Origin of the sequence: Massilia agilis, assembly GCF_024756255.1 — a bacterium.
Taxonomy (GTDB): Bacteria; Pseudomonadota; Gammaproteobacteria; order Burkholderiales; family Burkholderiaceae_D; genus Telluria; species Telluria agilis.
Window position 1 is genome coordinate 412,520 of record NZ_JANUHB010000002.1, and the last position, 21,204, is coordinate 433,723.

General features: G+C 63.5%; 25 protein-coding genes and 1 tRNA gene. 9 read left to right on the forward strand and 17 right to left on the reverse strand.

All coding sequences use genetic code 11. The annotated features are described in order from the left end of the window. Positions 1–26 precede the first annotated feature (26 nt). The 6 genes from NX774_RS08745 to NX774_RS08770 form a co-directional block, all read right to left on the reverse strand. The gene (locus NX774_RS08745; RefSeq protein ID WP_258821792.1) at positions 27–920 is read right to left on the reverse strand and encodes a LysR family transcriptional regulator; all 894 of its coding nucleotides are present in this window, start codon (positions 918–920) and stop codon (positions 27–29) included. 34 nt (positions 921–954) lie between these two features. Further along, positions 955–2,154 carry an MFS transporter gene (locus NX774_RS08750; protein ID WP_258821793.1) on the reverse strand — a complete coding sequence of 400 codons (1,200 nt, stop codon included), beginning with the start codon at positions 2,152–2,154 and terminating at the stop codon, positions 955–957. A 3-nt stretch (positions 2,155–2,157) separates the two neighbouring features. Then, positions 2,158–3,207, reverse strand: a complete 1,050-nt coding sequence (locus tag NX774_RS08755; RefSeq protein ID WP_258821794.1) for an NAD(P)-dependent alcohol dehydrogenase — start codon at positions 3,205–3,207, stop codon at positions 2,158–2,160. 194 nt (positions 3,208–3,401) lie between these two features. Next, positions 3,402–3,749 carry an ArsR/SmtB family transcription factor gene (locus tag NX774_RS08760; RefSeq protein WP_258821795.1) on the reverse strand — a complete coding sequence of 116 codons (348 nt, stop codon included), beginning with the start codon at positions 3,747–3,749 and terminating at the stop codon, positions 3,402–3,404. Positions 3,750–3,753: 4 nt separating this feature from the next. After that, complete coding sequence (locus tag NX774_RS08765) at positions 3,754–4,983, reverse strand: MFS transporter (RefSeq protein WP_307731170.1); 1,230 nt, start codon at positions 4,981–4,983, stop codon at positions 3,754–3,756. Beyond that, positions 4,980–6,497 carry an NAD(P)-binding domain-containing protein gene (locus tag NX774_RS08770; protein ID WP_258821797.1) on the reverse strand — a complete coding sequence of 506 codons (1,518 nt, stop codon included), beginning with the start codon at positions 6,495–6,497 and terminating at the stop codon, positions 4,980–4,982. Before NX774_RS08770 ends, NX774_RS08765 begins: the two co-directional genes overlap by 4 nt. A gap of 186 nt (positions 6,498–6,683) precedes the next feature. On the opposite strand from NX774_RS08770, the gene NX774_RS08775 reads away from it, so the two are divergent. The 4 genes from NX774_RS08775 to NX774_RS08790 are packed head-to-tail and all read left to right on the forward strand — an operon-like array spanning position 6,684 to position 9,141. Further along, positions 6,684–7,013 carry an ArsR/SmtB family transcription factor gene (locus NX774_RS08775; protein WP_258821798.1) on the forward strand — a complete coding sequence of 110 codons (330 nt, stop codon included), beginning with the start codon at positions 6,684–6,686 and terminating at the stop codon, positions 7,011–7,013. A gap of 10 nt (positions 7,014–7,023) precedes the next feature. Then, a complete protein-coding gene (locus tag NX774_RS08780; RefSeq protein WP_258821800.1) occupies positions 7,024–7,530 on the forward strand; it encodes an arsenate reductase ArsC in 507 nt (168 codons plus the stop codon). A 24-nt stretch (positions 7,531–7,554) separates the two neighbouring features. Beyond that, entirely contained in the window at positions 7,555–8,631 is a 1,077-nt protein-coding gene (gene arsB, locus NX774_RS08785) for an ACR3 family arsenite efflux transporter (RefSeq protein WP_258821801.1), read from the forward strand. 12 nt (positions 8,632–8,643) lie between these two features. Further along, complete coding sequence (locus tag NX774_RS08790) at positions 8,644–9,141, forward strand: arsinothricin resistance N-acetyltransferase ArsN1 family B (protein ID WP_258821802.1); 498 nt, start codon at positions 8,644–8,646, stop codon at positions 9,139–9,141. Between the two features lie 33 nt (positions 9,142–9,174). Here the strand turns inward: NX774_RS08790 and NX774_RS08795 are convergent, their stop codons facing one another. Beyond that, positions 9,175–9,759, reverse strand: a complete 585-nt coding sequence (locus tag NX774_RS08795) for a PEP-CTERM sorting domain-containing protein (protein ID WP_258821803.1) — start codon at positions 9,757–9,759, stop codon at positions 9,175–9,177. Between the two features lie 288 nt (positions 9,760–10,047). Here NX774_RS08795 and NX774_RS08800 point away from each other — a divergent pair, with 288 nt between their 5' ends. Together NX774_RS08800 and NX774_RS08805 are read left to right on the forward strand one after the other, a co-directional pair. Continuing rightward, positions 10,048–10,599, forward strand: a complete 552-nt coding sequence (locus NX774_RS08800; protein WP_258821804.1) for a porin family protein — start codon at positions 10,048–10,050, stop codon at positions 10,597–10,599. Between the two features lie 16 nt (positions 10,600–10,615). Beyond that, positions 10,616–10,849 carry a helix-turn-helix domain-containing protein gene (locus NX774_RS08805; RefSeq protein ID WP_258821805.1) on the forward strand — a complete coding sequence of 78 codons (234 nt, stop codon included), beginning with the start codon at positions 10,616–10,618 and terminating at the stop codon, positions 10,847–10,849. Positions 10,850–10,855: 6 nt separating this feature from the next. Here NX774_RS08805 and NX774_RS08810 read toward each other — a convergent pair whose 3' ends face one another. From NX774_RS08810 to NX774_RS08820, 3 genes are all read right to left on the reverse strand, one after another. Further along, positions 10,856–11,617 carry a carbon-nitrogen hydrolase family protein gene (locus tag NX774_RS08810; protein ID WP_258821806.1) on the reverse strand — a complete coding sequence of 254 codons (762 nt, stop codon included), beginning with the start codon at positions 11,615–11,617 and terminating at the stop codon, positions 10,856–10,858. Between the two features lie 14 nt (positions 11,618–11,631). Next, positions 11,632–12,042 (reverse strand): DUF6010 family protein, encoded by a 411-nt coding sequence (locus NX774_RS08815; protein ID WP_258821807.1) that lies wholly within the window; start codon positions 12,040–12,042, stop codon positions 11,632–11,634. A gap of 186 nt (positions 12,043–12,228) precedes the next feature. Next, positions 12,229–12,837, reverse strand: coding sequence for a TetR/AcrR family transcriptional regulator (locus tag NX774_RS08820; RefSeq protein ID WP_258821808.1), 609 nt, complete (start codon positions 12,835–12,837; stop codon positions 12,229–12,231). 119 nt (positions 12,838–12,956) lie between these two features. Between NX774_RS08820 and NX774_RS08825 the strand changes: the two genes are divergently transcribed. Both NX774_RS08825 and NX774_RS08830 read left to right on the forward strand, forming a co-directional pair. Then, on the forward strand, positions 12,957–13,424 hold the full coding sequence (locus NX774_RS08825; RefSeq protein ID WP_258821809.1) for a GNAT family N-acetyltransferase: 468 nt from the start codon (positions 12,957–12,959) through the stop codon (positions 13,422–13,424). 76 nt (positions 13,425–13,500) lie between these two features. Next, positions 13,501–14,244 (forward strand): winged helix-turn-helix domain-containing protein, encoded by a 744-nt coding sequence (locus tag NX774_RS08830; RefSeq protein ID WP_258821810.1) that lies wholly within the window; start codon positions 13,501–13,503, stop codon positions 14,242–14,244. 16 nt (positions 14,245–14,260) lie between these two features. On the opposite strand, the gene NX774_RS08835 is transcribed toward NX774_RS08830, so the two are convergent. Genes NX774_RS08835 through NX774_RS08845 form a run of 3 tightly spaced genes read right to left on the reverse strand, consistent with a single transcriptional unit; the run spans position 14,261 to position 16,031 of the window. Then, on the reverse strand, positions 14,261–14,851 hold the full coding sequence (locus NX774_RS08835; protein ID WP_258821811.1) for a YceI family protein: 591 nt from the start codon (positions 14,849–14,851) through the stop codon (positions 14,261–14,263). Positions 14,852–14,877: 26 nt separating this feature from the next. After that, complete coding sequence (locus NX774_RS08840; protein WP_258821812.1) at positions 14,878–15,444, reverse strand: YceI family protein; 567 nt, start codon at positions 15,442–15,444, stop codon at positions 14,878–14,880. A gap of 26 nt (positions 15,445–15,470) precedes the next feature. After that, positions 15,471–16,031 carry a cytochrome b gene (locus NX774_RS08845; protein WP_258821813.1) on the reverse strand — a complete coding sequence of 187 codons (561 nt, stop codon included), beginning with the start codon at positions 16,029–16,031 and terminating at the stop codon, positions 15,471–15,473. Between the two features lie 99 nt (positions 16,032–16,130). On the opposite strand from NX774_RS08845, the gene NX774_RS08850 reads away from it, so the two are divergent. Beyond that, positions 16,131–17,060, forward strand: coding sequence for a LysR family transcriptional regulator (locus NX774_RS08850; RefSeq protein ID WP_258821814.1), 930 nt, complete (start codon positions 16,131–16,133; stop codon positions 17,058–17,060). Positions 17,061–17,128: 68 nt separating this feature from the next. On the opposite strand, the gene NX774_RS08855 is transcribed toward NX774_RS08850, so the two are convergent. From NX774_RS08855 to NX774_RS08870, 4 genes are all read right to left on the reverse strand, one after another. Next, a tRNA-Ser gene (locus NX774_RS08855) sits at positions 17,129–17,222 on the reverse strand. A 94-nt stretch (positions 17,223–17,316) separates the two neighbouring features. After that, positions 17,317–18,564 (reverse strand): aspartate kinase, encoded by a 1,248-nt coding sequence (locus tag NX774_RS08860; RefSeq protein WP_258821815.1) that lies wholly within the window; start codon positions 18,562–18,564, stop codon positions 17,317–17,319. A gap of 122 nt (positions 18,565–18,686) precedes the next feature. Next, complete coding sequence (gene tilS, locus NX774_RS08865) at positions 18,687–20,114, reverse strand: tRNA lysidine(34) synthetase TilS (protein ID WP_370660410.1); 1,428 nt, start codon at positions 20,112–20,114, stop codon at positions 18,687–18,689. Then, positions 20,111–21,088, reverse strand: coding sequence for an acetyl-CoA carboxylase carboxyltransferase subunit alpha (locus NX774_RS08870; RefSeq protein ID WP_258821816.1), 978 nt, complete (start codon positions 21,086–21,088; stop codon positions 20,111–20,113). The genes tilS and NX774_RS08870 overlap by 4 nt, the downstream gene beginning before the upstream one ends. Positions 21,089–21,204: the final 116 nt, after the last annotated feature.

Sequence of the window (21,204 nt, forward strand, 5' to 3'; positions counted from 1 at the left end):
CTGGTCCCGGCGATGCTCGGGACTGCTCAGTCCTTCAAACGAATCGCGTCGATGACCAGTGCCAGCGCCCGCGATGAATGGCGCCGGCTCGGGTAGTAGGCGTGCAGGCCGGGGAAAGACGGGCACCAGTCTTCCATCACGCTCACCAGGCGCCCGGCCCGCACATGGGGTCCGGCCAGGTCTTCCGTCACGAACGCCAGGCCGCAACCGCTCAGCGCGGCGCCAAGCATCTGGTAAGCGCTATTGAAGATGAGCTGGCCGCGCGGGCGCATTTCCAGGTCGCGCCCTTCGTGCCGCAGCTCCCACGCGTAGACGCCACCGGCGCTCGCCAGGCGCAGGCCGACGCAGTTGTGTTTCGACAGGTCCTGGGGCGAGGCGGGCAGCGGCCGGTGCGCAAAGTAAGCGGGCGAGCCGACGATCATGGTGCGCATGTCCGGCGTCAGGCGCACCGCGATCATGTCCTTTTCCACCTGGTCGCCCCAGCGCACGCCGATGTCGTAGCGCTCGGCCGCGATATCGACCATGCGGTAATCGGCGCTGATCTCCACATGGATGTCCGGGTACTCCGGCAGCACCGCCGCCAGCCGCGGCCACAGCACGTTATCGATGACGTGGTCGGTAGCAGTGATGCGGATGGTGCCGGCCGGCTTGTCGCCCAGGTCGCTGACCGCGGCAATCTCCGCTTCGATCTCTTCCAGCCGCGGCGCCACGTTCTGCAGCAGCCGCTCGCCGGCTTCAGTGGGCGAGACACTGCGTGTGGTGCGCGTCAGCAGCCGCACGCCCAGGCGCGCCTCGAGTGCGCGGATGATGTGGCTGAGCGCGGACTGCGTCATGCCCAGCTTGGCCGCGGCGCGGGTAAAGCTGCGCTCGCGCGCCACGGCCAGGAACACGAGGATGTCGTTGATGTTTTCGCGTGCCATCTGGCGCATGAATGGTGTAGGTGAACGTTCGATTCTACTGCTTCGAGTCGCGGACCGACGACGCGGCGCGCGCGGCCAGGAATGCGAGAACAGCCGCGAACACCAGCAGCGCTGCGCTGGCGCTGAACGTGGCCACATAACCCTGTCCATCGAACAGGATGCCGCCGGCCGCCGCGCCCGATGCGATCGCGAGCTGGACCACTGCGACCATCAGTCCACCGCCAGCCTCGGCATCGTCGGGCAGCGTGCGCGCCAGCCAGGTCCACCAGCCCACCGGCGCCGAGGTGCCAACCAGACCCCATGCGGCGAGCAGCAGCGCGGTCACGGAGGGCGAGCCGCCGAATGCCATGAGCCCGGTGGCGACCGCCGCCATGACCAAAGGGATGGCAACCAGGGTCCGGTACAGGCCATCCCGCAACAAGGTGCCGATCAGCGTGGTCCCGATGAAGCCCGCAATGCCGATCACCAGCAGCATCAGCGACGTCATCGTGGCGCCAGCATGCGTCACGGTTTCCAGGAACGGCCGCAGATAGGTAAACAGCGCGAACTGCCCCATGAAGAACACGCTGACCGCCGCCATGCCGAGCGCCACCGCCCGCCGCTTGAGCAGCGTGACGGCATTGCGCCCGTGTTGCCTTCGCGGGGCGGGCATTGGCGGTAATCCGAACAGCTTCCACCCAAGGGCGACCGCGGCCACCGGCACCAGGCAAAAAAAGGCGCCACGCCAGCCGACGACCGCGCCGAGAAAGCTGCCGAGCGGCGCCGCCACCACGGTCGCCAGCGCATTGCCGCCGTTGACGACCGCCAGCGCCTTGGGAACCTGATGGTCGGGCACCAGCCGCATCGCTGTCGCCGCCGACATCGACCAGAAGCCGCCGATGGCAATGCCGATGAATGCCCGGCCGGCCATGAACACCGGATAGTTCGGTGCGAAGGCGGCGATCGTGCCGGAGGCGATCATCAGCATCGTCAGCGCCAGCAACAGCAGTTTGCGGTCGAGTTTTCCCGCCAGCGAAGACAGCGACAGGCTGGTGATGAGCGCGAACGCCCCGGAGACCGAAATGGCTTGCCCGGCCTGCCCTTCGGTCACGAGAAGATCGGCCGCAACGGGCGTGAGCAGGCTGACCGGCATGAACTCGGCGGCAACTAGCGCGAACGCGCCCAGCGACAGCGCAAAGACGCCGCCCCAGGCTGCCGGCGCCGGGATCTCACGCGTACACACTTGTGGCTGCATCGATCAAGCGGCCAGCGTGGCGTTGTCGATCACGAACCTGTACTTGACGTCGCCCTTGAGCATGCGCTCGTAGGCTTCGTTGATCTCGTCGGCGCGGATCATCTCGATGTCCGCCACGATGCCGTGCTCGGCGCAAAAGTCGAGCATCTCCTGCGTTTCAGGTATGCCGCCGATCATCGAGCCGGCGATCGCCCGGCGCTTGGTGATCAGGTTGAACACCTGCGGCGACGGATGCGGCGAAGCCGGCGCACCGACCAGCACCATGGTCCCGTCGCGCTTGAGCAGCGCAAGGTAGGCGTCCAGGTCATGCGGCGCGGCGACCGTGTTGACGATCAGGTCCAGGCTCTTGCCGCGTGCTGCCATGGCGGAGGCATCGCGCGACACGACCACCTCATGCGCGCCCAACGCCTCCGCGTCCTGGCGCTTCGATTCCGAGGTCGTGAACGCGACCACGTGCGCGCCCATCGCACGCGCGAGCTTGATGGCCATGTGGCCAAGGCCACCGATACCGACGATGCCGACCTTCTTGCCGGGGCCGGCGTTCCAATGGCGCAGCGGCGAATACGTGGTGATGCCGGCGCACAGCAGCGGCGCCACCGCGGCCAGTTGCGCTTCCGGGTGGCGCACCTTCAGCACGAACCGCTCGTGGACTACCACCTGCTGGGAATAGCCGCCCAGCGTGTGGCCCGGCGCATCCGGCGTGGATCCGTTGTAGGTGCCGACCATGCCGTCGCAGTAGTTTTCCAGGCCCGCTTCGCAGTCCTCGCAATGCTGGCAGCTGTCCACCATGCAGCCGACGCCGACGAGATCGCCGACTTTGACGCCGGACACGTGGTCGCCCACCGCCGACACGCGGCCGACGATTTCATGGCCGGGCACGCATGGGTACAGTGTGCCGGCCCACTCCGCGCGCACGGTGTGCAGGTCGGAATGGCAGACGCCGCAAAACGCGATGTCGATCCGGACGTCGTGGTGTCCGGGCGCGCGGCGGGTAATATCGAGCGATTCGAGCGGCTTGTCGGCCGCGAGGGCGCCGTAAGCTTTTACAGTCATGGGGATTCCTTTCAGGTGTTGCGAAGACCTGGCCGGCACTGGTTCATGCCGCCGGGCCATGCTGGCAAAACAGCATGGTAGCGGCAAACCAGACTGGAAAACGCGGCTGATTTTGCTTGGCCTTATGAATCCCGCTCATGAATCGGCGACCGGTTTGGCCGCACGGGCATCATGAAACGATCGACAGCCGGATGCTACAGAAGCCCGATCGCCTGCTTCAACTGCGCCAGCCGCTCCTTGTTGACGCAATAGCACACACGCTTGTCGTCGGACGCGCCTTCGATCAGGCCGGCCTCTTTCAGGATCGTGACGTGCTGCGAGATCGTGGAGGCGGCCAGCGGCAGCACGTCGGTCAGCTTCCCGAAATAGCAATCGCCATAGTCCGCCAGATGCCTGAGCAGGCGCACGCGGGCAGGATGGCCGAGCGCCTTGCACATGCGCGCAAGGTCATCGGCGTCAATGTCGGGGGCATCGTTTGCGCCCGGGCGGGGGCCGCAGCAGGAACTGGTCATCGGGTCATTGATGGTTGGGCGGATCAGCATATCATCAGTCCGCGGGCACGGCGAGCAGCGTGCGCGACCGGCCGCTCGCCACGCGTACTGCCGCCAGATAGAACGCGAACGAGATGACCGAGACCGCGAGCATCACCAGCACCAGCGCCGACGGTGTGCCGGAGGCGTGCAGGAACATGGCCGCCAGCAAAGGGCCCGCGGCCTTTGACAGCAGCGATGGTGCTGCCATTGCCCCGGCGATCGCACCATAGTGCTCGCTGCCGAACAGCGCTTGCGGCAAAGTGCCGCGCACAATGGTCAGGATGCCGTTACTGAGCCCGTACAGGATGCAGAATGCGGCCGCGGCCGACGCCTGCGCGCCGCCAAGGTAAAGGATCAGCAATGCGGCGGGCAGCGTGGCAAACGTGAGCTTGCCAACGCCCTGTGGCGTCACCCTGCGTGCGAACGCCATCTCACACAGCCGGCCTGCAACCTGCATGGGGCCGATCATGGCGGCCAGCAGCACCGCGGTTCCCGCTGCCACCCCAAGCTGGCGCAGCAACGGAATCAGGTGCGCCGCCATCGCGGAAAAGACAAAGGTGTTGGCCGAAAAAGCGAGCGCCAGCATCCAGAACACCGGCTGCCGCACGGCTTGGGCCAAGGTATGGCCTTTCGCGCTGCCGGTTCTTGCCGCCCTGCCGGCAGCGCCGCCGCGGCCGAGCAGCAAATGCAGGGGAAAGCACACCAGCGCCTGCGCGCCGGCGTACCACAGGAAAGTGGCGCGCCATCCCAGCTTGGCGTCGAGCCAGCTCGTCAGCGGCCAGAACAAGGTGCTCGCAAGGCCGCCGAACAAGGTCAGCGTGGAGATGGCGCGGCGCGCGCCGGAAGCGAGTTCGCGATTGATGGTCGCAAACGCCGCCTCGTACAGCGTGAGCGCCATCGCAAGGCCGATCAGGCTCCAGGCGCCGTAGTAAGAGACCACCCCGCTCACGCTGCCGAGCCAGGCCAGGCCAAGTGCGCTGAGCAAGGAACCGGCCGCCATGACGTAGCGCCCGCCAAAGCGGTCGAGCAGCACGCCGACCGGGGTGGCGGCCAACCCGGAGACCAGCAAACTCCAGGAGAAGGCGCCGAACAGGAGTTCCGGCCCCATCCCAAGCTCGGCCTGGATCCGGGGCGCCACCACCGCAAACGCGTAGTAGAGCGCCCCCCACGAGGTAATCTGCGTTACGGCGAGTATGCCAACGGTTGCGCGGGCGTGTGCAGTGGACGTTCCCGGCATCTTCATGCGCAGCAGTGGGCGCCGGAGAGCGCCAGGGTGCGGAACCAGCGCGCAGGCAGCTCGCTGAGCCGAAGCGTGCCGGTGCCCGCTGCGGGTTTGGCGCCACCGCAGCAGCCGGAGGACTGGTCTTGCGCGTCGCCGCGCGGCCCGGGGCCACCGCAGCAGCCCGAGGACTGGTCTTGCGCCTCGCCGCGCGGCCCGGGGCCACCGCAGCAGCCGGAAGACTTGTCTGTCTCCGCGTCGTCGTAGGCCAGGCGGGTATTGCACACACCCGTCTCGGGCAGCTCGAGCTGCACATCGTCGGCGGCGCCCATGTCCCCGGCGAGCGCGGCGACCACCGAGCGCACCTGTTCGTACCCGGTCGCCATCAGGAAGTTGGGCGCGCGGCCGTAGCTCTTTGCGCCAACTGCGTAGTAGCCCGATTCGGGATGCGCCAGCTCGCGGTGCCCGTGCGGACGCACGGAGCCGCAGCTGTGTTCATTCGGGTCGATCAGCGGCGCGAGCAGGTCCGTGCTCTCGAGCCAGGGGTCATGCCGCACGCGCAGCTCGCGGGTGATGGAAAGGTCCGGCCGCGCGCCCGTGGCGCACACAATGCGGTCGATGCCGTCGATCGCCGACGCGGAACCGTCTTTCAGCTCGCCGATCACGTGCAGCTTACCGCCGGATTCGACGATCTCGCGGATGCGGAAGTCCTCGTGCATCTCCAGCGCGCCCGAATCGCGCAACGCCTTCAAACGCTGGCCAAGCTGGCCGCGCGCGCGCAAGCCATCGGCGTCGCCCCCACCGAAGACACGCGCCAGCTGGCTGCTCCGGGTCGCCCAGACGATGCTGGTGCGCGGATCCTGTTCCGCCAGCTGGGCCAGGGCCAGCAGGCTGCCGGCTGCCGAGTGTCCCGCGCCGACGACCAGCACCCGCTGGCCCGCGTAGCGCGAGCGTTCCAGGCCCGCTACGTCCGGCATGCCGTAGGCGATGCGTTCGCCCAGCGCGCTTTCACCAATCGCCGCGATGCCGTTCGCGCCCAGCGGATTCGGATGGGACCAGGTGCCGGTGGCGTCGATCACCGCCCGCGCCAGGAATTCCTGCGGGCCCTCGGCAGTCTGCGTGCGCACAATGAAAGGCGCCGCTTCCCTGCCCTTGGTCTTCACTTTGTCGAAACCGGCGCGGGTGATCGCGATAACGCGCTGGCCGAACTTGAGATGCGGTGCCAGCGCAGGAAGGCTGGCCAACGGTGCAAGGTACTGGTCCACCAGCTCGCCGGCGGTCGGCAAGCCATCGTCGGCGGGCGCATTCCAGCCGTGTTGCAGCAACAGGCGGCGCGCGGCCTTGTCCACATTGAACTGCCACGGGGAGAACAGCCGCACCTGGCGGTAGGTGGCGAGGTTGGCCGCTACGGCAGAGCCAGCCTCAAGGACCAGCGGGGTCAGCCCGCGCTCGAGCAGATGGGCGGCGGCAGCCAGTCCCACCGGGCCAGCGCCCAGCACTGCAACAGGAAGATTGTTCAGGGTCGTAGCGGTACTCATCGTTCTTCTCCTTGTATTGTCCTACGGTGCATTCAAGAATGGGCGAATAAATCATTCGTGATTCGACGAACGAAGAATACCAACGGCAATTCGCGGTTGTCAACACATTTCTAGAAATGTCGAAATGATGCTGTTGTCAGCCAAAAAATTCGACTATACTCGAACAATCAAATTGAAAGGTTTGGCATGAACACCACAGACGCCATCACTGCCCTTGCCGCACTAGCGCAGGAATCTCGCCTTTCCACGTTCCGGCTGCTCGTTCAGGCCGGGCCGGAGGGACTCGCGGCAAGCAAGATCTCCGAGGCGCTCGGCGCGCCCGCATCCTCCATGTCGTTTCACCTGAAAGAGTTGACACACGCCGGCCTGATCGTGCCCCGGCAGGAGGGGCGCTTCGTCATCTATTCCGCCAACTTCGACAAGATGAACGGCTTGCTCGCCTTCCTGACCGAGAACTGCTGCAGCGGCGCTGCCTGCACCCCGGCACCTGCCAACGGCTGCGCCGCAACTGACTGAGCTGATCCTGATGACCACCAAGACCTACAACATCCTCTTCCTCTGCACCGGCAATTCCGCCCGCAGCGTCATGTCCGAAGCCCTGGCCACCATCCTCGGCCAGGGCCGCTTCACGGGCTACTCTGCCGGCAGCAAGCCCACCGGCGCCATCAACCCCTTCGCCATCGAGCAGATCAAGGGGCTGGCCCCCGCCTACCCTACCGATGGGCTGCGCAGCAAGAGCTGGGACGAATTCGCTTTGCCATCCGCGCCGCACATGGACTTCATCATCACCGTCTGCGACAACGCCGCCGGCGAAGCCTGTCCCTTCTGGCCGGGCCGGCCCGCAACCGCGCACTGGGGCTATGAAGACCCGGCCGCGGTCACCGGCTCGGATGAAGAAAAGCGCGCGGCATTCGCCACGGTGTTCGCCCAGATCCAGCGCCGCATCGAGGCCTTCGTGGCCCTGCCCATCGAAACGATGGATGCGGATGCCCGGCGCCGCGCGATCAAGGAAATCGGCAATCTGCCGCTGTGAAACGAACCAGGAAGAGAGCAAAGCATGTCCGTGCAATGTGAGGTGAGCAGCAACCGGGGCGCCCCTGCCCCGCTGGGTTTTTTTGAACGTTACCTGACCGCCTGGGTCGGCCTGTGCATCGTCGTCGGCATCCTGCTCGGCCAGGCCTTCCCTGCCCTGTTCAAGGCCGTCGGCGCCATGGAGATCGCGAAGGTGAACCTGCCCGTCGGCGTGCTCATCTGGGTGATGATCATCCCGATGCTGGTCAAGATCGACTTCGGCGCGCTGGACCAGGTCCGCGCGCACGTCAAGGGCATCGGCGTGACGCTGTTCGTCAACTGGCTCGTCAAGCCGTTTTCGATGGCCTTGCTGGGCTGGGTCTTCATCCGCCACCTGTTCGCACCGATGCTGCCCGCAGGCCAGCTTGACAGCTACATCGCCGGCCTGATCCTGCTGGCCGCTGCCCCGTGCACCGCGATGGTGTTCGTCTGGAGCCGGCTCACCAACGGCGACCCGTACTTTACGCTGTCGCAGGTAGCCCTGAACGACCTGATCATGGTGTTTGCCTTCGCGCCGATCGTCGCGCTGCTGCTCGGAGTATCCAGCATCACCGTGCCGTGGGAGACCCTGATCGTCTCGGTGATCCTGTATATCGTGATCCCGGTGCTCATCGCCCAGTTGCTGCGCCGTGCGCTGATGGCCAAGGGGCAGGCGGCGTTCGATGTGGCGGTCGGCCGCATTGCGCCGTGGTCGATCTCTGCCCTGCTGCTCACGCTGGTACTGTTGTTTGCCTTCCAGGGCGACGCGATCCTGAAACAGCCAACGGTGATCGCACTGCTGGCGGTGCCGATCCTGATCCAGGTCTTCTTCAACTCGGCGCTGGCCTACTGGCTCAACCGCAAGGCGGGTGAGAAGCATTCCGTCGCCTGCCCTTCGGCCCTGATCGGCGCATCGAACTTCTTCGAGCTGGCCGTGGCCGCCGCGATCAGCCTGTTCGGGTTTGAATCCGGCGCGGCGCTCGCGACCGTGGTCGGCGTGCTGATCGAAGTGCCGGTGATGCTGCTGGTGGTACGCGTCGTCAATGCAAGCCGGGGCTGGTACGACGCCGGCCGCGCTGCATAACCTGGAACCACTATGACCTCTCCAACCATCCGCCCCGCTACGCGCGCCGACGCCGCAGCCCTGGCCGCAATCTACAACCCCTACATCGAACAGACCACGATCTCGTTCGAGGAAACACCCGTGACACCGGACGACATGGCCCGGCGCATCGACGATGTCAACGACGCCGCTCTGCCGTGGCTCGTGCTCGAAACCGATGGACGAGTGCGCGGATACGCCTACGCGACCAAATGGCGCGTGCGCCCGGCCTACCGGCACTCGGTCGAAACGTCGGTCTACCTGGAGGGCGGCGCGCACGGCCAGGGCTGGGGCGGCGCGCTGTACCGTGCACTGATCGACCTGCTGCGCGCAAAGGGCATCCATCTGGTCATCGGCGGGATCGCCCTGCCGAACGAACGCAGTGTCGCCCTGCACGAAGCGATGGGATTCGCCAAGGCGGCCCACTTTTGCGAAGTGGGCTTCAAATGCGATCGCTGGATCGACGTCGGATATTGGCAGCTCAGGCTTTGAGCTGCCATCGGCAATGACCGAATGTCCTTCGCTTCAGGCGCGATCCCTGCGACGGCGCGCCAGCGCGGCCAGCGCAGCCAGCCCGCCGAACATCATGGCGTAGGTGTCTGGCTCCGGGACCGGCGCCGCCGGGATGTTTTGCGACAGGAGGCTGCCAACCTTGTCGCCGCCGGCGCCATTGAACATTTCGACCTTCAGGTGGGGCGAGGTGAAGTCGGTGTTGGTGCCGCTGAAGGTGAACTGGAACACCATGTTGTCGGTCAGGGACACGTGGGTGCCGGAGTAGCACAGGCTCGATCCCACATGCGCGCCGCCGTCGCAGCCGGTGGCCGTCAGCTCGTTCGACGACATGGCCCAGTTGATTGCATCGCCCGGGGCCGAGGTCAGGCTGACGCTGTCGAAGCTACCGATATCCTTGATTTGCAGCGCCCCCAGCGTGGTCGCGGTAAGCCAGTCCCCGGTCGGGTGCGCGGCGTCGATTTCCAGGCTCAGGACGTTCCCACTCCAACTCGATGTGAACGTGACGCCCTGGTAGGTCAGCGTGCCTGCGCTGGCCGAGGCTGCGGTAAAGCCTGCGGCAAGCAGGCCTGCGATGACGACGTTTCGTACATTTTTCACGGTTCGCTCCTTGAGGTTGAGCGCCAGGTCACCGAGGGTTCGGGACCGGGTGGCGGGCTGATGCGTGTCCGCAGTAACAGCCTAAGCGCGTTCCAACCGCTTTTGTTCAAAGCGCGAATCGAGCGCATAAAAAAACCGAAAAGCGATGCTGTTATGCGACTCAGCCATTGAGAATCGGGAAATCTGTAGCGCCAATCGGGCGCATAAATTAGCCTGCCCTAATCATATTTCTCACGCAGCCAGAGTTTGGATATTGTTCGATCCCTCACAAACTCAAGGAGCTGCCATATGAAAAAGCTAGTAGTGCTGTTGTTGATCGCGTCGTCCATCGCTCCCGCCGTGGCGGGCGAAGCGTACGCCGGCGCCAGCGTCGGCCGGACCCAACAAAAAATGAACTCGGAATCGATCGACCTTTCGATGAGCTCGACAAGCGCGAAGCTCTTCGGGGGCTACGAATTCGATAACGGTTTTGGCGTGGAAGCCGGTTATATCAACTTCGGGAAAACCTCGATTTCCGCTGGCGACACCACCGTCTCGGTGGAACCAAAAACGTTCTACGCTGCGGTGACCGGGCGCATGGCCGTTTCGAAGGATTTTTCAACTTATGCGAAGCTGGGTATCGCCCGCCCCGGCACCACCGGCAAGGCCACGCAAGGCACCAAGGTCGAGGTATTCGACACGCGCCGCGTGACCCCGATGGTGGGATTTGGTGTGAGCTATTCGCTGGACGAGAAAATCGCCGTGTTTGCCGAGTACGAATACTACGGCAAAGCCATCAACGCCGATGAAGGCTCGCTGAAGCTCGACAATCTCTCCGTCGGCCTGCGCTACAAGTTCTGAGGGATAGCCAGTGCTCATGCACGAGTATCTTGTCCAGGTTCGGCTCAAGCGCGGGATGATCTTGTCGGATGTCCTGCGTGTGCACACCGAGCAATTTGGGCACGGCGCGGCCTGGCTGAACCTGCCGGTGCTTTCCCGCCTGGAGTCTGGAAAAGTGGAAAACCCGCAGTTCAGGACCGTCGTTGGCGTGGCGCATGCGTACGGGGTCTCGCTGGATGACCTCGCACGCTTTTACTTGCCGGTCAATTGAAGCTGGCTACTCTGGAATAGCCACGGCCGTTGCGAATCCAGTCCATTTTCCGTGGCTTCCAGTGACGACCAACAACTGATTGCCGGCGCCTGCGGTGCTCGCGACCAGCTCCCCGTTTTGATCCCAAAAGGCGCTGCGCCCGGCCGAAGTCCAACCGCCGGTCGGTCCGCCGTGGTTTGCCATCAACACGGCCATTTCGTGCGATTGACTGTACCCCTGCAGGATGGCGCTGTCGGCAGGATAGCCCCGCTCGCTGATCAAGACGCTGGACACGTACACGTCCGCCCCCGCACGAGCTGCCGCGGCAGCATGCGAGGGCTGGCTGAAGTCGGCACAGACCGACAACGCCAGGCGCGTGTCGCACAGGTTGAGCAGGTCACCGCCATTTCCTGGGGCGAAATGCGGCTCTTCGCCGGCATGGAGATGAACTTTTGTGTACACGGACAACGCTCCCTCTGGATGCAGCACAAAAGCCGCGATCAGCGGCTTGTCATGGGCGGCGGATCGCAGGGGCAAGCCGATCACTGTCGTCATCCTTGCCTCGCGCGCATAGCTGCGCAGCGGCGCAATCAAGGGCGTATCAAGATCCTGCGCAAATGCGCCGGACTGCGATGGCAGATAGCCGGTCAGGGACAGCTCGGGAAAGACAAGGAACTGCACATCATGGCGATGTGCGGCCTGCATGAAGCACAGGTGACGCTCGACGTTCCGCGCAAGGTCGCCATCATGGACGGCGCACTGGGCGGCGGCAAGCACAGGCAATTTCATTGAATTTTCAAGATTCACGCTAACGCTTTCACTGCGAGAAGTTCCTTTCGCAACAACAAAACCGAAAGATAGGCCGCGGCGACCAGGTCAAATCCAAGACAAAACGTCGGCCAGAAATCCGGGACGCCCGGATTGACGATCAGTTCCCCATGAACGACATCGAAAATCGCGTGCGCGGCCAGGCCCAGGGGCACGAGCCACAAGCTGCGCTTGTACGCCACCATTGCAATACCGGCGAACACGGCTGCCGCCATGGTCTCTTTTTCAAGCGCCCCTGGCTGCTTGCCCATTACTGCAAACAGCAGGTAATAGGTTGCAATCACAATCAGCAGGACCGGGAAAAAGCTGCGTTCCCGGTCAAAGCCAACCAGCCTGGAACTCCCGACCGCCATCAAGCCCAGGATAACACCTACCAGTATGTCCATGACCCTTCCTCATGTATTTGCTCGTGCGGGCCATTCTATGGCGATCGTCACGGCGAGAAATCCATGTTTAGCGGCCACTAATGTTCATCGGCGAACAGTCAATACCGAACTATGATGCCGGCCGTTATCTCTAGCAGATAACTCTCCCGCAATGCTTTGGCCCCACGACTGCCGTGGGGCTTCTTTTCAGGCGAGCGATCCATTTTGCTTGTTTGCTCCCACAATGCCGCCAATACAGTGGAAAGACACGAGATCTTCGATGTAATCGTCCGTCACCCCATCGTGGGTGACGCTCACCCGCCATGTCACCGCGCCCAACAGCGAATCGAGCCGCATGCGGAACGACACCTGCGGATTCCATTCCCCCCGGGCGATGGCGCGCACAAACACGGCTTCGAGCGCCGGAATGCGGCGCTGCCAGAATTCCTTCATGACCGGATAAAACGCGCCCTCGGGCTGGACCGATGCGGCCAGCTGCAACAGGCTGCGGCCGATCGGGGAATTCATCAAGTCGCGGGAATTGGTCATCAGCTTGCAAAGATCTGCATGCAGGCTTCCCAGATCCGGGATCGGGGCCATGTGCGCGGCGTCCAGCACATCGATAATGAGCGCGTCGCGCGTTCCCCAGCGCCGGTAAATCGACGTTTCGTGCACCGCTGCCGCCTTCGCCACGTTGGCGATGCTGAAGCCGTCGTACCCTTTGTTCGCAAGCTCTTCCAGTGCCGCCGCGATCACCGTTTCGCGCACGCGCGCACTCCGGCCGCCGGTCCGCTTTTGTTTTGTGCTCGGTTCCATTCGTTCATCCGTCGATTCCACGCGTCAGCCGGGCATCTTAACGCAATTCGGGCTGCGCTTGCGGATGCCTGCAAGCGTTACCCGGCATTTTTTAGTCTGTCTTCATTTTGAGAGGAACCATGATCGAAATCCGCGCCGCGACCGAACAGGACGTTGAGGTCTTCTACAAGCTGATGCTGGAGGAAGCCGAGCACCACAACGCTTTGCAGCACATTCATACCAGCCCTTCCGAGATCAGGCGGGCGGGCTTCGGCAAGGACCCGCGATTTGGCGTCCTCCTCGCCCAATTCGATGGCGAGCCTGCAGGCTACATCTCCTACACGGTGAATTACTCCATTTGGCTGGGCGCCGAATTCATGATGATCGACGACGTCTTTGTCACCGCCAAATATCGTGGCAGGAAGATCGGGGAAGCCTTGATGGCGCGTGCGAGACAGGTCGCGCAAGCTGCGGGCCATACGCGCATACGCTGGGGCGTCGAGAGCAACAATGAGGGCGCGATCCGTTTCTACCAACGCCTGGGCGCAAGCCTGCACACCAAGGGACTTTGTACCTGGGAGGTCGGGGACGATCCAGGTCGACATTAACGCAAGCGTGGTTGCATTAATGTTTTTCCATGCTATACTGCCGCTAACGCAACCATCCCTGCCTTAACTCATCGCGATGAATCTCGCCATTAACATCATCGGTAGTCATTCGACCTTCGCGAAGGTGAAGGCAGCATTTGGCGACGGGCCGCGGCGCGTGCATCGTGGAACAGAGCTGCTGGGGCGCGCTGGAATTGTGCCTTTCGTGACATACACGGCAGCAGTGGCCAGCGAAAAGGATCTCGCAATTGCACCGGAAGGGCTGACAATCGTGGTGGTCGATGGCGGCGACACTGCCTTGCTCGCCCGTCTTTCCCACATGCGCAAGCAAGGTGGCCTCAACGTGCCGGTCATTGGCATCGCGTCGAGCGAAGCAAACCTGCAATCGATGGCACAGTACAGCCGCGCCGTGGCGGACTGGCTGTTCCCCGATTTCGGCCCGGCGGAACTCGCGTTCCGGCTATTGGCGCTGGCAACCGGCTCCCAACGCAGCGTGCACCGGCTTGCCTGCGGCGAGATTACGTTGGAGCGCGAGCGCCGCGCGATTTCCCTGAACGGGCGTTCCGTGCGGTTAAGTCCAACCGAAGTGGCGCTCGCGGAATTTTTCCTGACCAGGTCCAGCAGGGTGATCTCGTTACCGGAGCTGGTGGCGTTCTTTAACGAGTCCGGCAAATCGAGCGCGATGAACAATATCCGCGTTGCGATCTACCAGCTCAGGCTCAAGCTGGAAGAGCTGAGCAATTTCCGGCTTACGCTGGTCACGCTGTACCGACAAGGGTACTCGCTGCGACCAGCGCGTCCGGCTTCCCTCCCCGCCTGACCGGGCGGCTATCCGGTTAATCGGCCTTGATGCCCTCGACCTGGATCTGCAACTGGGTCAAGGTCTTGAAGCCGTAGCTGGCGCCGTAGCTGACGCCGTAATCGGCACGGTCGAACTGCGCGCTGGCCTCGGCGCCGCACACCTCGCGCTTGATCATCGGGTTGACGAAGCACTTGAACGATTCGAGTTTGAGGGTCAGCGGCTTGGTGACGCCGTGGAAGGTGAATTGACCGCTGACGGCAACGGGAGTGTCGCCTTCGAATCGGATATCGCTGCCCTTGAAATGCGCAGTCGGGAATTTGGCGACATCGAAAAATTCCGCGGTTTTCAGGTGCTTGTCCAGCGCTACGTTACCCGTATCAACCGAGCCAGCGTCGATCGTCACATCGACGGTGCCGGTTTTGGCCGCACGGTCCAGCGTGACGGTGCCGCTGCTCTTGGTGAACTTGCCGCGCCAGGTCGAGATGCCGCCAAAGTGATCGGCCGCAAAGCTTGGGTAGGTATGGGTCGGGTCCAGGTTGTAGGTGGTCGGTGCCGCCATGGCCGAACCAAGGGCGGTGACGGAAAGTGCGGCGAACAGAGCTACGACGAGCGAATGCTTCTTCAAAATATACTCCTGAGGTGAGATCAGCCTTATTGGCCGGTATAAACGATGTGGAATTTCAGTTGGACGTCGTTGGCGACGATGGCGGTATCGCCCCAGTCGCCCTGGCCGACGCCGTAGTCCAGGCGCCTGATCGGCAGCACGCCGTCGAACACCTGGGCGGCGCCCTCCTTGCGGTATTGCATGGGAACGATCACGCTTTTTGCCTTGCCGCGGATCGTCAGCGTTCCCGTGACGTCGTAGCGGCCGTTGGCGCCGGGCTTGATGGAGCTCGACACAAAGGTCGCGCGCGGGAAGCTCTTCGCGTCGAACCAGTCCTTGCCGGTGACTTCGTGGTTGTACTCCGCATTGCCAAGATCGAAGCTGTTCACATCGACGTCGATCTGCGCCTTCGACTTGGGCAGGTTCGAGGGATCGAACTGAAGTTTGGCGTTGACGGTCTTGAACTTGCCGTCGACCGGGACGTTCATCTGCTTGAAAGTCGCGGTCAAGCTGCTCTTCGAAAGATCGACTGCTGCATGGGCTACAAGCGCTCCTCCCGACAGCGATACGCCGGCAAGCAGCGCGAGCATGCGGACTTTGGATTGGTGGAACATGTTGGGCCTCCTGAAAATTTGAATCGTTACCGGCCGAACGGCAGCATCCGCTGCAGCAGGCGCTGGCGATCGAAAAGTTGGTGTTTGACGACGGCCAGCAGGTGCCCTGCCACCGCGGCCAGCAAGCCATAGTTCAGCCAGATGTGAACCGCCTTGAGCACCTTTGCCAACGCGGGATCGGCGTCGATAAAGGTGGGCAGCGGGAGCACCCCGAGATACACCACCGGCACCCCGGCCGCGGACGTGTAGAAATAGCCGCTAACCGGTATCGACAGCATCAGCACGTAGAGCAGCGCGTGGCCGGCATGGGCTGCCAGCTTTTCCCAACCGTGCATCCCGTCTGGCAGTTCAGGCGGTTGATGCGTTGCCCGCCACAGCAGGCGCGACAGCGCCAATGCCAGCACGGTCACGCCGATCCACTTATGCCAGGAGAAGTAGCGCAGCTTGGTCGGTGTGATGCCGTGGATCTCGGTCATGATCCAGCCAAGCGCAAAGCCCCACACCATCAGGGCGGCAACGGCCCAGTGGAGGGCGATTGCGGTGTTCGTATATTTGGCGGTGGTACGGGTCGGGATAGAACTCTTCATTGCTTGCAATGAGTTGGGGTAATGGGTTCAATGATATGGCCCAGCTCCCATGCAAACAATCGCTTACAATGGATCGTTAATATCTAAATTTTCGATACCATGGCCGAGCGAACGCCCACTCTTGACCAGTTGCGGGTCTTTCTTGCTGTCGTCGAACGTGGCAGTTTTTCTGGCGCTGCGGACGCGCTTGACCGGGCCCAGTCAGTAATCAGCTACACCATCGGCAACCTTGAAGCCCAGTTCGGCTTCGCGCTGTTCGAGCGCGGGCGCAGGCGCCCTGTGCTCACGGAAGCCGGGCGCGCCGTGCTGGCAGATGCGCGCCGCGTGGACCTGCTGGTGAGCGAACTGGCAGCGCGCGCGGAAGGCCTGGCCAAGGGGCTGGAAGGCGAGGTCTCGTTGGCGGTCGATGTCATGTATCCGTCGGCCGCGCTGGTCCCGGTGTTGCAGGCGTTTGCCGTGCAGTTTCCGACGACGGCGCTCAAGCTCAAGATGGAAGCGCTGGGAGGCGTGCTGAAGCTCGTGCTCGACGGCGAATCGGGATTCGGCATCGCCGGTCCGCAAGGAAGCTGGCCAGACCAGATCGATGCCGTCCCGGCCGGTGCAATCGTTCTGGAAGTGGTTGCGGCGCCTTCCCATCCCCTCGCCCAGTTCGAGGAACAGATTCCAATCACCGCGCTGCGCGAACACACCCAACTGGTTCTGTCGGATCGCAGCAGGATGACCGAGGGACGCGACTTCAACGTGTATTCAACGCGGACCTGGCGCCTGGGGGACCTGGATGCCAAGCACCGCCTGCTGGTGGCGGGGCTCGGCTGGGGCTCCATGCCAAGCCACATCATCGAACAAGACCTTGCGAACGGGACGCTGGTGCGACTGGCGCTGGCGGACAGGGGGCGGTTGATTTATCCGTTCTCGCTGATCCGGCGCCTGGACTTCGCGACCGGTCCAGCGACCGAGTGGCTGATGGAACGATTCCGTGACGCGTCGCGCCAAATGGTGCAGCAGCCGGCGCAAGCGCCCGGCATTTGAGTGCGTCAAAGCGCGCAGGCGCTTCAGAAATGAAAAAAGCCGCTTTGCAGCGGCTTTTTTGCTCAACTTGGCGGAGGCGGTGGGATTCGAACCCACGATACAGGTTTAAGCCCGTATGCTTCCTTAGCAGGGAAGTGCCTTCGGCCACTCGGCCACGCCTCCAGTCTCAGCTCCGGTGCTCCAGAACCGAGAGCACGCATATTAATGGGGACGATTCATTTGGTCAAGGAACACGCCCCATTTTTTTTCAACTTTTTTAAGCCTTGTCCAGTTCGAAGGCACGGTGCAGCGCGCGCACTGCCAGCTCCATGTATTTCTCGTCGATCAGCACGGAAATCTTGATCTCGGAGGTCGAGATCATCATGATGTTGATGCCTTCCGCCGCCAGCGTCTGGAACATGTGCGTTGCGACGCCTACGTGGCTGCGCATGCCCACGCCCACGGCCGACACCTTGGACACCTTGGCGTCGCCCAGGATCCGGGTCGCGCCCAGCTGCTCCTTCACGCTCTCCAGCACGCCCATCGCCTTGGCGTAGTCGCCGCGCGAGACGGTGAACGTGAAATCGGTCTTGCCTTCCACCGACTGGTTCTGGATGATCATGTCCACTTCGATGTTGGCGTCCGAGATCGGGCCCAGGATGCCGAAGGCGACTCCCGGACGGTCCGGCACGCCCAGGACGGTGATTTTGGCTTCATCGCGGTGGAAAGCGATACCGGAGATGACGGCTTGTTCCATGTTGGTTTCTTCCTCAAACGAAATCAGGGTGCCGGAATTCGCTTCTTCTTCCAGCGGCATCAGGGGATCGGTCAGCGACGAGAGCACGCGCGTGGGCACGTGGTAGTTGCCGGCAAATTCGACCGAGCGGGTCTGGAGAACTTTCGAGCCCAGCGAGGCCAGCTCGAGCATTTCCTCGAAGGTGATCTTGTTCAAGCGACGCGCCTCTTCCACCACGCGCGGGTCGGTCGTGTACACGCCGTCCACGTCGGTGTAGATCAGGCATTCGTCAGCCTTGAGGGCAGCGGCGATCGCCACGGCCGAGGTATCCGAGCCACCACGGCCCAGCGTCGAGATGTTGCCCTCTTCGTCCACACCCTGGAAGCCGGTGATGATGACGATCTTGCCAGCGTCGAGGTCGGCCCTGACGCGGCTGTCGTCGATCGACTGGATGCGCGCCTTGGTGAAGGCCGAGTCGGTCTTGATGCCAACCTGCCAGCCGGTGTAGGAGACTGCGTCCTTGCCGCGCGCCAGCAGGGCCATCGCCAGCAGGCCGACCGAGACTTGCTCGCCGGTCGAGGCGATCATGTCCAGTTCACGCGGGTCCGGCTGAGGCATGATTTCCTTGGCCAGTCCGATGAGGCGATTGGTTTCGCCCGCCATTGCGGACGGCACCACCACAATCTTGTGCCCTGCGTCATGCCATTTGGCGACACGGGCTGCGACGTTCTTGATCCGTTCCGTCGAGCCCATCGACGTCCCGCCGTACTTGTGAACAATTAAAGCCATAGCGATTCGGTTATTCCGCTTGAGTAAAATCAAAGGTAACGACTACTCTAGCATGCTGCAACGCAAAATCACAAGTCGGGAAAACCGAAATTTCTCAGAACCTTTGAGAATATGTTAATTCCTTAAAGGAATGGCTTCATTTCCCACCGTAAAGCTATCGGCTGCGTTGCTTCGCTGACAAGATGGCGGCAATCCATGCCGATACCGGCGGCGAACAGGAGGTCATACCCTGCGAATACCAAGGGCAAGCGTTCACGCTCCCAGGCCGGCACGCCGAGCGCCTGGTAGTGCGCCTTCAGGCTGCGCGTGGGACGGTTGGTGGCCGGCTTGAGGCGTTCGCCACCTTTGCGAAAATCGATTTGCAGCGTCCGGGCGCGCAGCCAGTCCGGATCAAAGCCTTGGGGCGCGGGGTCGAAGTGGAGCACGCCGCCGTAGTCCGGGAAGGCAAGCGAGGCCTCGCCGTTCCAGCGGAACGCCTGCCCTTCTCTTTGGATGACGCCGACGTCATCGGGGTCGCGCATGCCGGCCAGGGTCGCCAGCCGCGGCGTGATGTAAAGGCGATCGCGGTGGCGCCGGATTTCGCACTCGGGATGCGTGACGCGCAGTTGCGCATCCTCGCGCGCGTCCAGTGCCTGGGCCGCCATCTGCTCCAGCCAGGAGGTGGACGGCATCCTGATGCCGCGCTGGGCCAGCCAATAGCGCAGCAGGTTGTGGATGCGGTCTTCGTTCAGCTTGCGCAGGCACGGCAGCGACAGCGCGTCGCCCGCCAGGCAGGCGGCGAGATCCTGGGCGGCCAGTTCGTTCAGCAGCCGCTGGGCGGACTGGGCGTGCGCGGCGCTCCTTGCCACCCGCTCCTGAAAGCCGGGGAACGCCTGCGCCAGCGCCGGCATGACCTGGTGGCGCAGCGCGTTGCGGGCGTAGCGCGGATCGATGTTCGACTCGTCCTCGACCCAGCCAAGGGCCTCTTCGCGCGCCCAGCTTTCCAGTTCAGCGCGTGTCAGGCCGAGCAGCGGGCGCGCCATCACCACGTCGGCAGTGCCGAGCAAGGTCGGCGCCCGGTTGGCCGTGTCCATGCCGGACAACCCGGCCGGCCCGGAGCCGCGCAGCAGTTGCAGGAGCACGGTCTCGGCCTGGTCGTCCAGATGGTGGGCGGTCAGCAGCAGGCCCACGCCGTGCTGCACGCACATCTGGCCAAGCGCCGCATAGCGCTCCTTGCGCGCGGCTTGCTCGACGCCGGAACGGCCCTTGTCCACCGCGACGCGGCGATGGTCGAAGCGCACGCCGAGCTGCGCGCAAGCGCGCTCGCAATGGGCCAGCCACTGGTCCGCGTTCGGGCTCAGGCCATGGTGGACGTGGAAGGCGAACAGGGAAATGCCGTGCTCGCGCGCCCATGCGTGGGCCAGGTGCAGCAGCACCATGGAATCGAGCCCGCCGCTGAAGGCGACGGCGATGGCGGGAGAAGGAAATTCGGCCCGCAGCGCGTCGAGCACGCGTGCGAGCCTGGCGGGAATCGACCGGGCCTGGTCCGGCCCGGCGTGTGGACGACTCACTCTTCGGCCGGCAGCGTCTCTTTGAATTTACCGTAGCTCATCAGCTTCTGGTGACGTGCTTCGAGCAGGTCCTTGGTCTTCATGCCCTGGAACTGGCGCAGCGTGTCGGCCAGCGCGCGCTTCAGGAGCTGCGCCATCTGCTTCGGATCGCGGTGCGCGCCGCCCAGCGGCTCGCTGACAATCTTGTCGATCAGGCCCATTGCCTTGAGGCGGTGCGCGGTCAGGCCCAGCGCGTCGGCCGCGTCGGACGCACGCTCCGAGGTCTTCCACAGGATCGAGGCGCAGCCTTCCGGCGAGATCACCGAGTAGGTCGCGTATTGCAGCATCAGCACCGCGTCGCCCACGGCGATCGCCAGTGCGCCGCCCGAGCCGCCTTCGCCGATGATGGTGGCGATTAGCGGCACCTTCAGTTCGGCCATCACGTACAGGTTGTGGCCGATCGCTTCGGACTGGCCGCGCTCTTCGGCGTCGATGCCGGGGAATGCGCCCGGGGTGTCCACGAAGGTGAAGATCGGCAGGTTGAACTTCTCGGCCACCTTCATCAGGCGCATGGCCTTGCGGTAGCCTTCAGGCTTGGGCATGCCGAAGTTGCGCATGGCGCGCTCCTTCGTGTCGCGGCCCTTCTGATGGCCAATGACCATGCAGGCCTGGCCGTTAAAGCGCGCCAGGCCGCCGATGATCGACTGGTCGTCGGCAAAGGTGCGGTCGCCGTGCAGCTCATGGAAATCGGTGAAGATCGCGTTCACATAGTCCATGGTGTACGGACGCTGCGGGTGGCGCGCGATCTGCGACACTTGCCACGGGGTGAGCTTGGCGTAGATGTCCTTGGTCAGCTGCTGGCTTTTCTTGGCCAGGCGGTCGATCTCTTCGGAGATGTCGACGGCGGAATCGTCCTGCACGAAACGCAGCTCTTCAATTTTCGAGTCGAGTTCTGCGATCGGTTGCTCGAAACTGAGGAAAGTTGTTTTAGTCATTGTACCTCCGGGTGTTCTTCAGCCCGCTCCTTCTGCCCGTCGTTCCCGCGCAGGCGGGAACCCATAGGCCGCGTGAATACACGCTCAGCATGGATTCCCGCCTGCGCGGGAATGAC

Excerpts from the sequence above, each read along its gene's own strand:
- NX774_RS08775 (WP_258821798.1), top strand. The coding sequence starts at position 6,684 with ATGAACACCACAGACGCCATCACTGCCCTTGCCGCACTAGCGCAGGAA.
- NX774_RS08845 (WP_258821813.1), bottom strand. The coding sequence starts at position 16,031 with ATGAAGAGTTCTATCCCGACCCGTACCACCGCCAAATATACGAACACC.
- NX774_RS08870 (WP_258821816.1), bottom strand. The coding sequence starts at position 21,088 with ATGACTAAAACAACTTTCCTCAGTTTCGAGCAACCGATCGCAGAACTC.
- NX774_RS08800 (WP_258821804.1), top strand. The coding sequence starts at position 10,048 with ATGAAAAAGCTAGTAGTGCTGTTGTTGATCGCGTCGTCCATCGCTCCC.
- NX774_RS08825 (WP_258821809.1), top strand. The coding sequence starts at position 12,957 with ATGATCGAAATCCGCGCCGCGACCGAACAGGACGTTGAGGTCTTCTAC.
- NX774_RS08810 (WP_258821806.1), bottom strand. The coding sequence starts at position 11,617 with ATGAAATTGCCTGTGCTTGCCGCCGCCCAGTGCGCCGTCCATGATGGC.
- NX774_RS08760 (WP_258821795.1), bottom strand. The coding sequence starts at position 3,749 with ATGCTGATCCGCCCAACCATCAATGACCCGATGACCAGTTCCTGCTGC.
- NX774_RS08755 (WP_258821794.1), bottom strand. The coding sequence starts at position 3,207 with ATGACTGTAAAAGCTTACGGCGCCCTCGCGGCCGACAAGCCGCTCGAA.
- arsB (WP_258821801.1), top strand. The coding sequence starts at position 7,555 with ATGTCCGTGCAATGTGAGGTGAGCAGCAACCGGGGCGCCCCTGCCCCG.
- NX774_RS08765 (WP_307731170.1), bottom strand. The coding sequence starts at position 4,983 with ATGAAGATGCCGGGAACGTCCACTGCACACGCCCGCGCAACCGTTGGC.
- NX774_RS08815 (WP_258821807.1), bottom strand. The coding sequence starts at position 12,042 with ATGGACATACTGGTAGGTGTTATCCTGGGCTTGATGGCGGTCGGGAGT.
- NX774_RS08750 (WP_258821793.1), bottom strand. The coding sequence starts at position 2,154 with ATGCAGCCACAAGTGTGTACGCGTGAGATCCCGGCGCCGGCAGCCTGG.
- NX774_RS08745 (WP_258821792.1), bottom strand. The coding sequence starts at position 920 with ATGGCACGCGAAAACATCAACGACATCCTCGTGTTCCTGGCCGTGGCG.
- NX774_RS08780 (WP_258821800.1), top strand. The coding sequence starts at position 7,024 with ATGACCACCAAGACCTACAACATCCTCTTCCTCTGCACCGGCAATTCC.
- NX774_RS08830 (WP_258821810.1), top strand. The coding sequence starts at position 13,501 with ATGAATCTCGCCATTAACATCATCGGTAGTCATTCGACCTTCGCGAAG.
- NX774_RS08790 (WP_258821802.1), top strand. The coding sequence starts at position 8,644 with ATGACCTCTCCAACCATCCGCCCCGCTACGCGCGCCGACGCCGCAGCC.
- NX774_RS08840 (WP_258821812.1), bottom strand. The coding sequence starts at position 15,444 with ATGTTCCACCAATCCAAAGTCCGCATGCTCGCGCTGCTTGCCGGCGTA.
- NX774_RS08805 (WP_258821805.1), top strand. The coding sequence starts at position 10,616 with ATGCACGAGTATCTTGTCCAGGTTCGGCTCAAGCGCGGGATGATCTTG.
- NX774_RS08850 (WP_258821814.1), top strand. The coding sequence starts at position 16,131 with ATGGCCGAGCGAACGCCCACTCTTGACCAGTTGCGGGTCTTTCTTGCT.
- NX774_RS08820 (WP_258821808.1), bottom strand. The coding sequence starts at position 12,837 with ATGGAACCGAGCACAAAACAAAAGCGGACCGGCGGCCGGAGTGCGCGC.
- NX774_RS08860 (WP_258821815.1), bottom strand. The coding sequence starts at position 18,564 with ATGGCTTTAATTGTTCACAAGTACGGCGGGACGTCGATGGGCTCGACG.
- NX774_RS08770 (WP_258821797.1), bottom strand. The coding sequence starts at position 6,497 with ATGAGTACCGCTACGACCCTGAACAATCTTCCTGTTGCAGTGCTGGGC.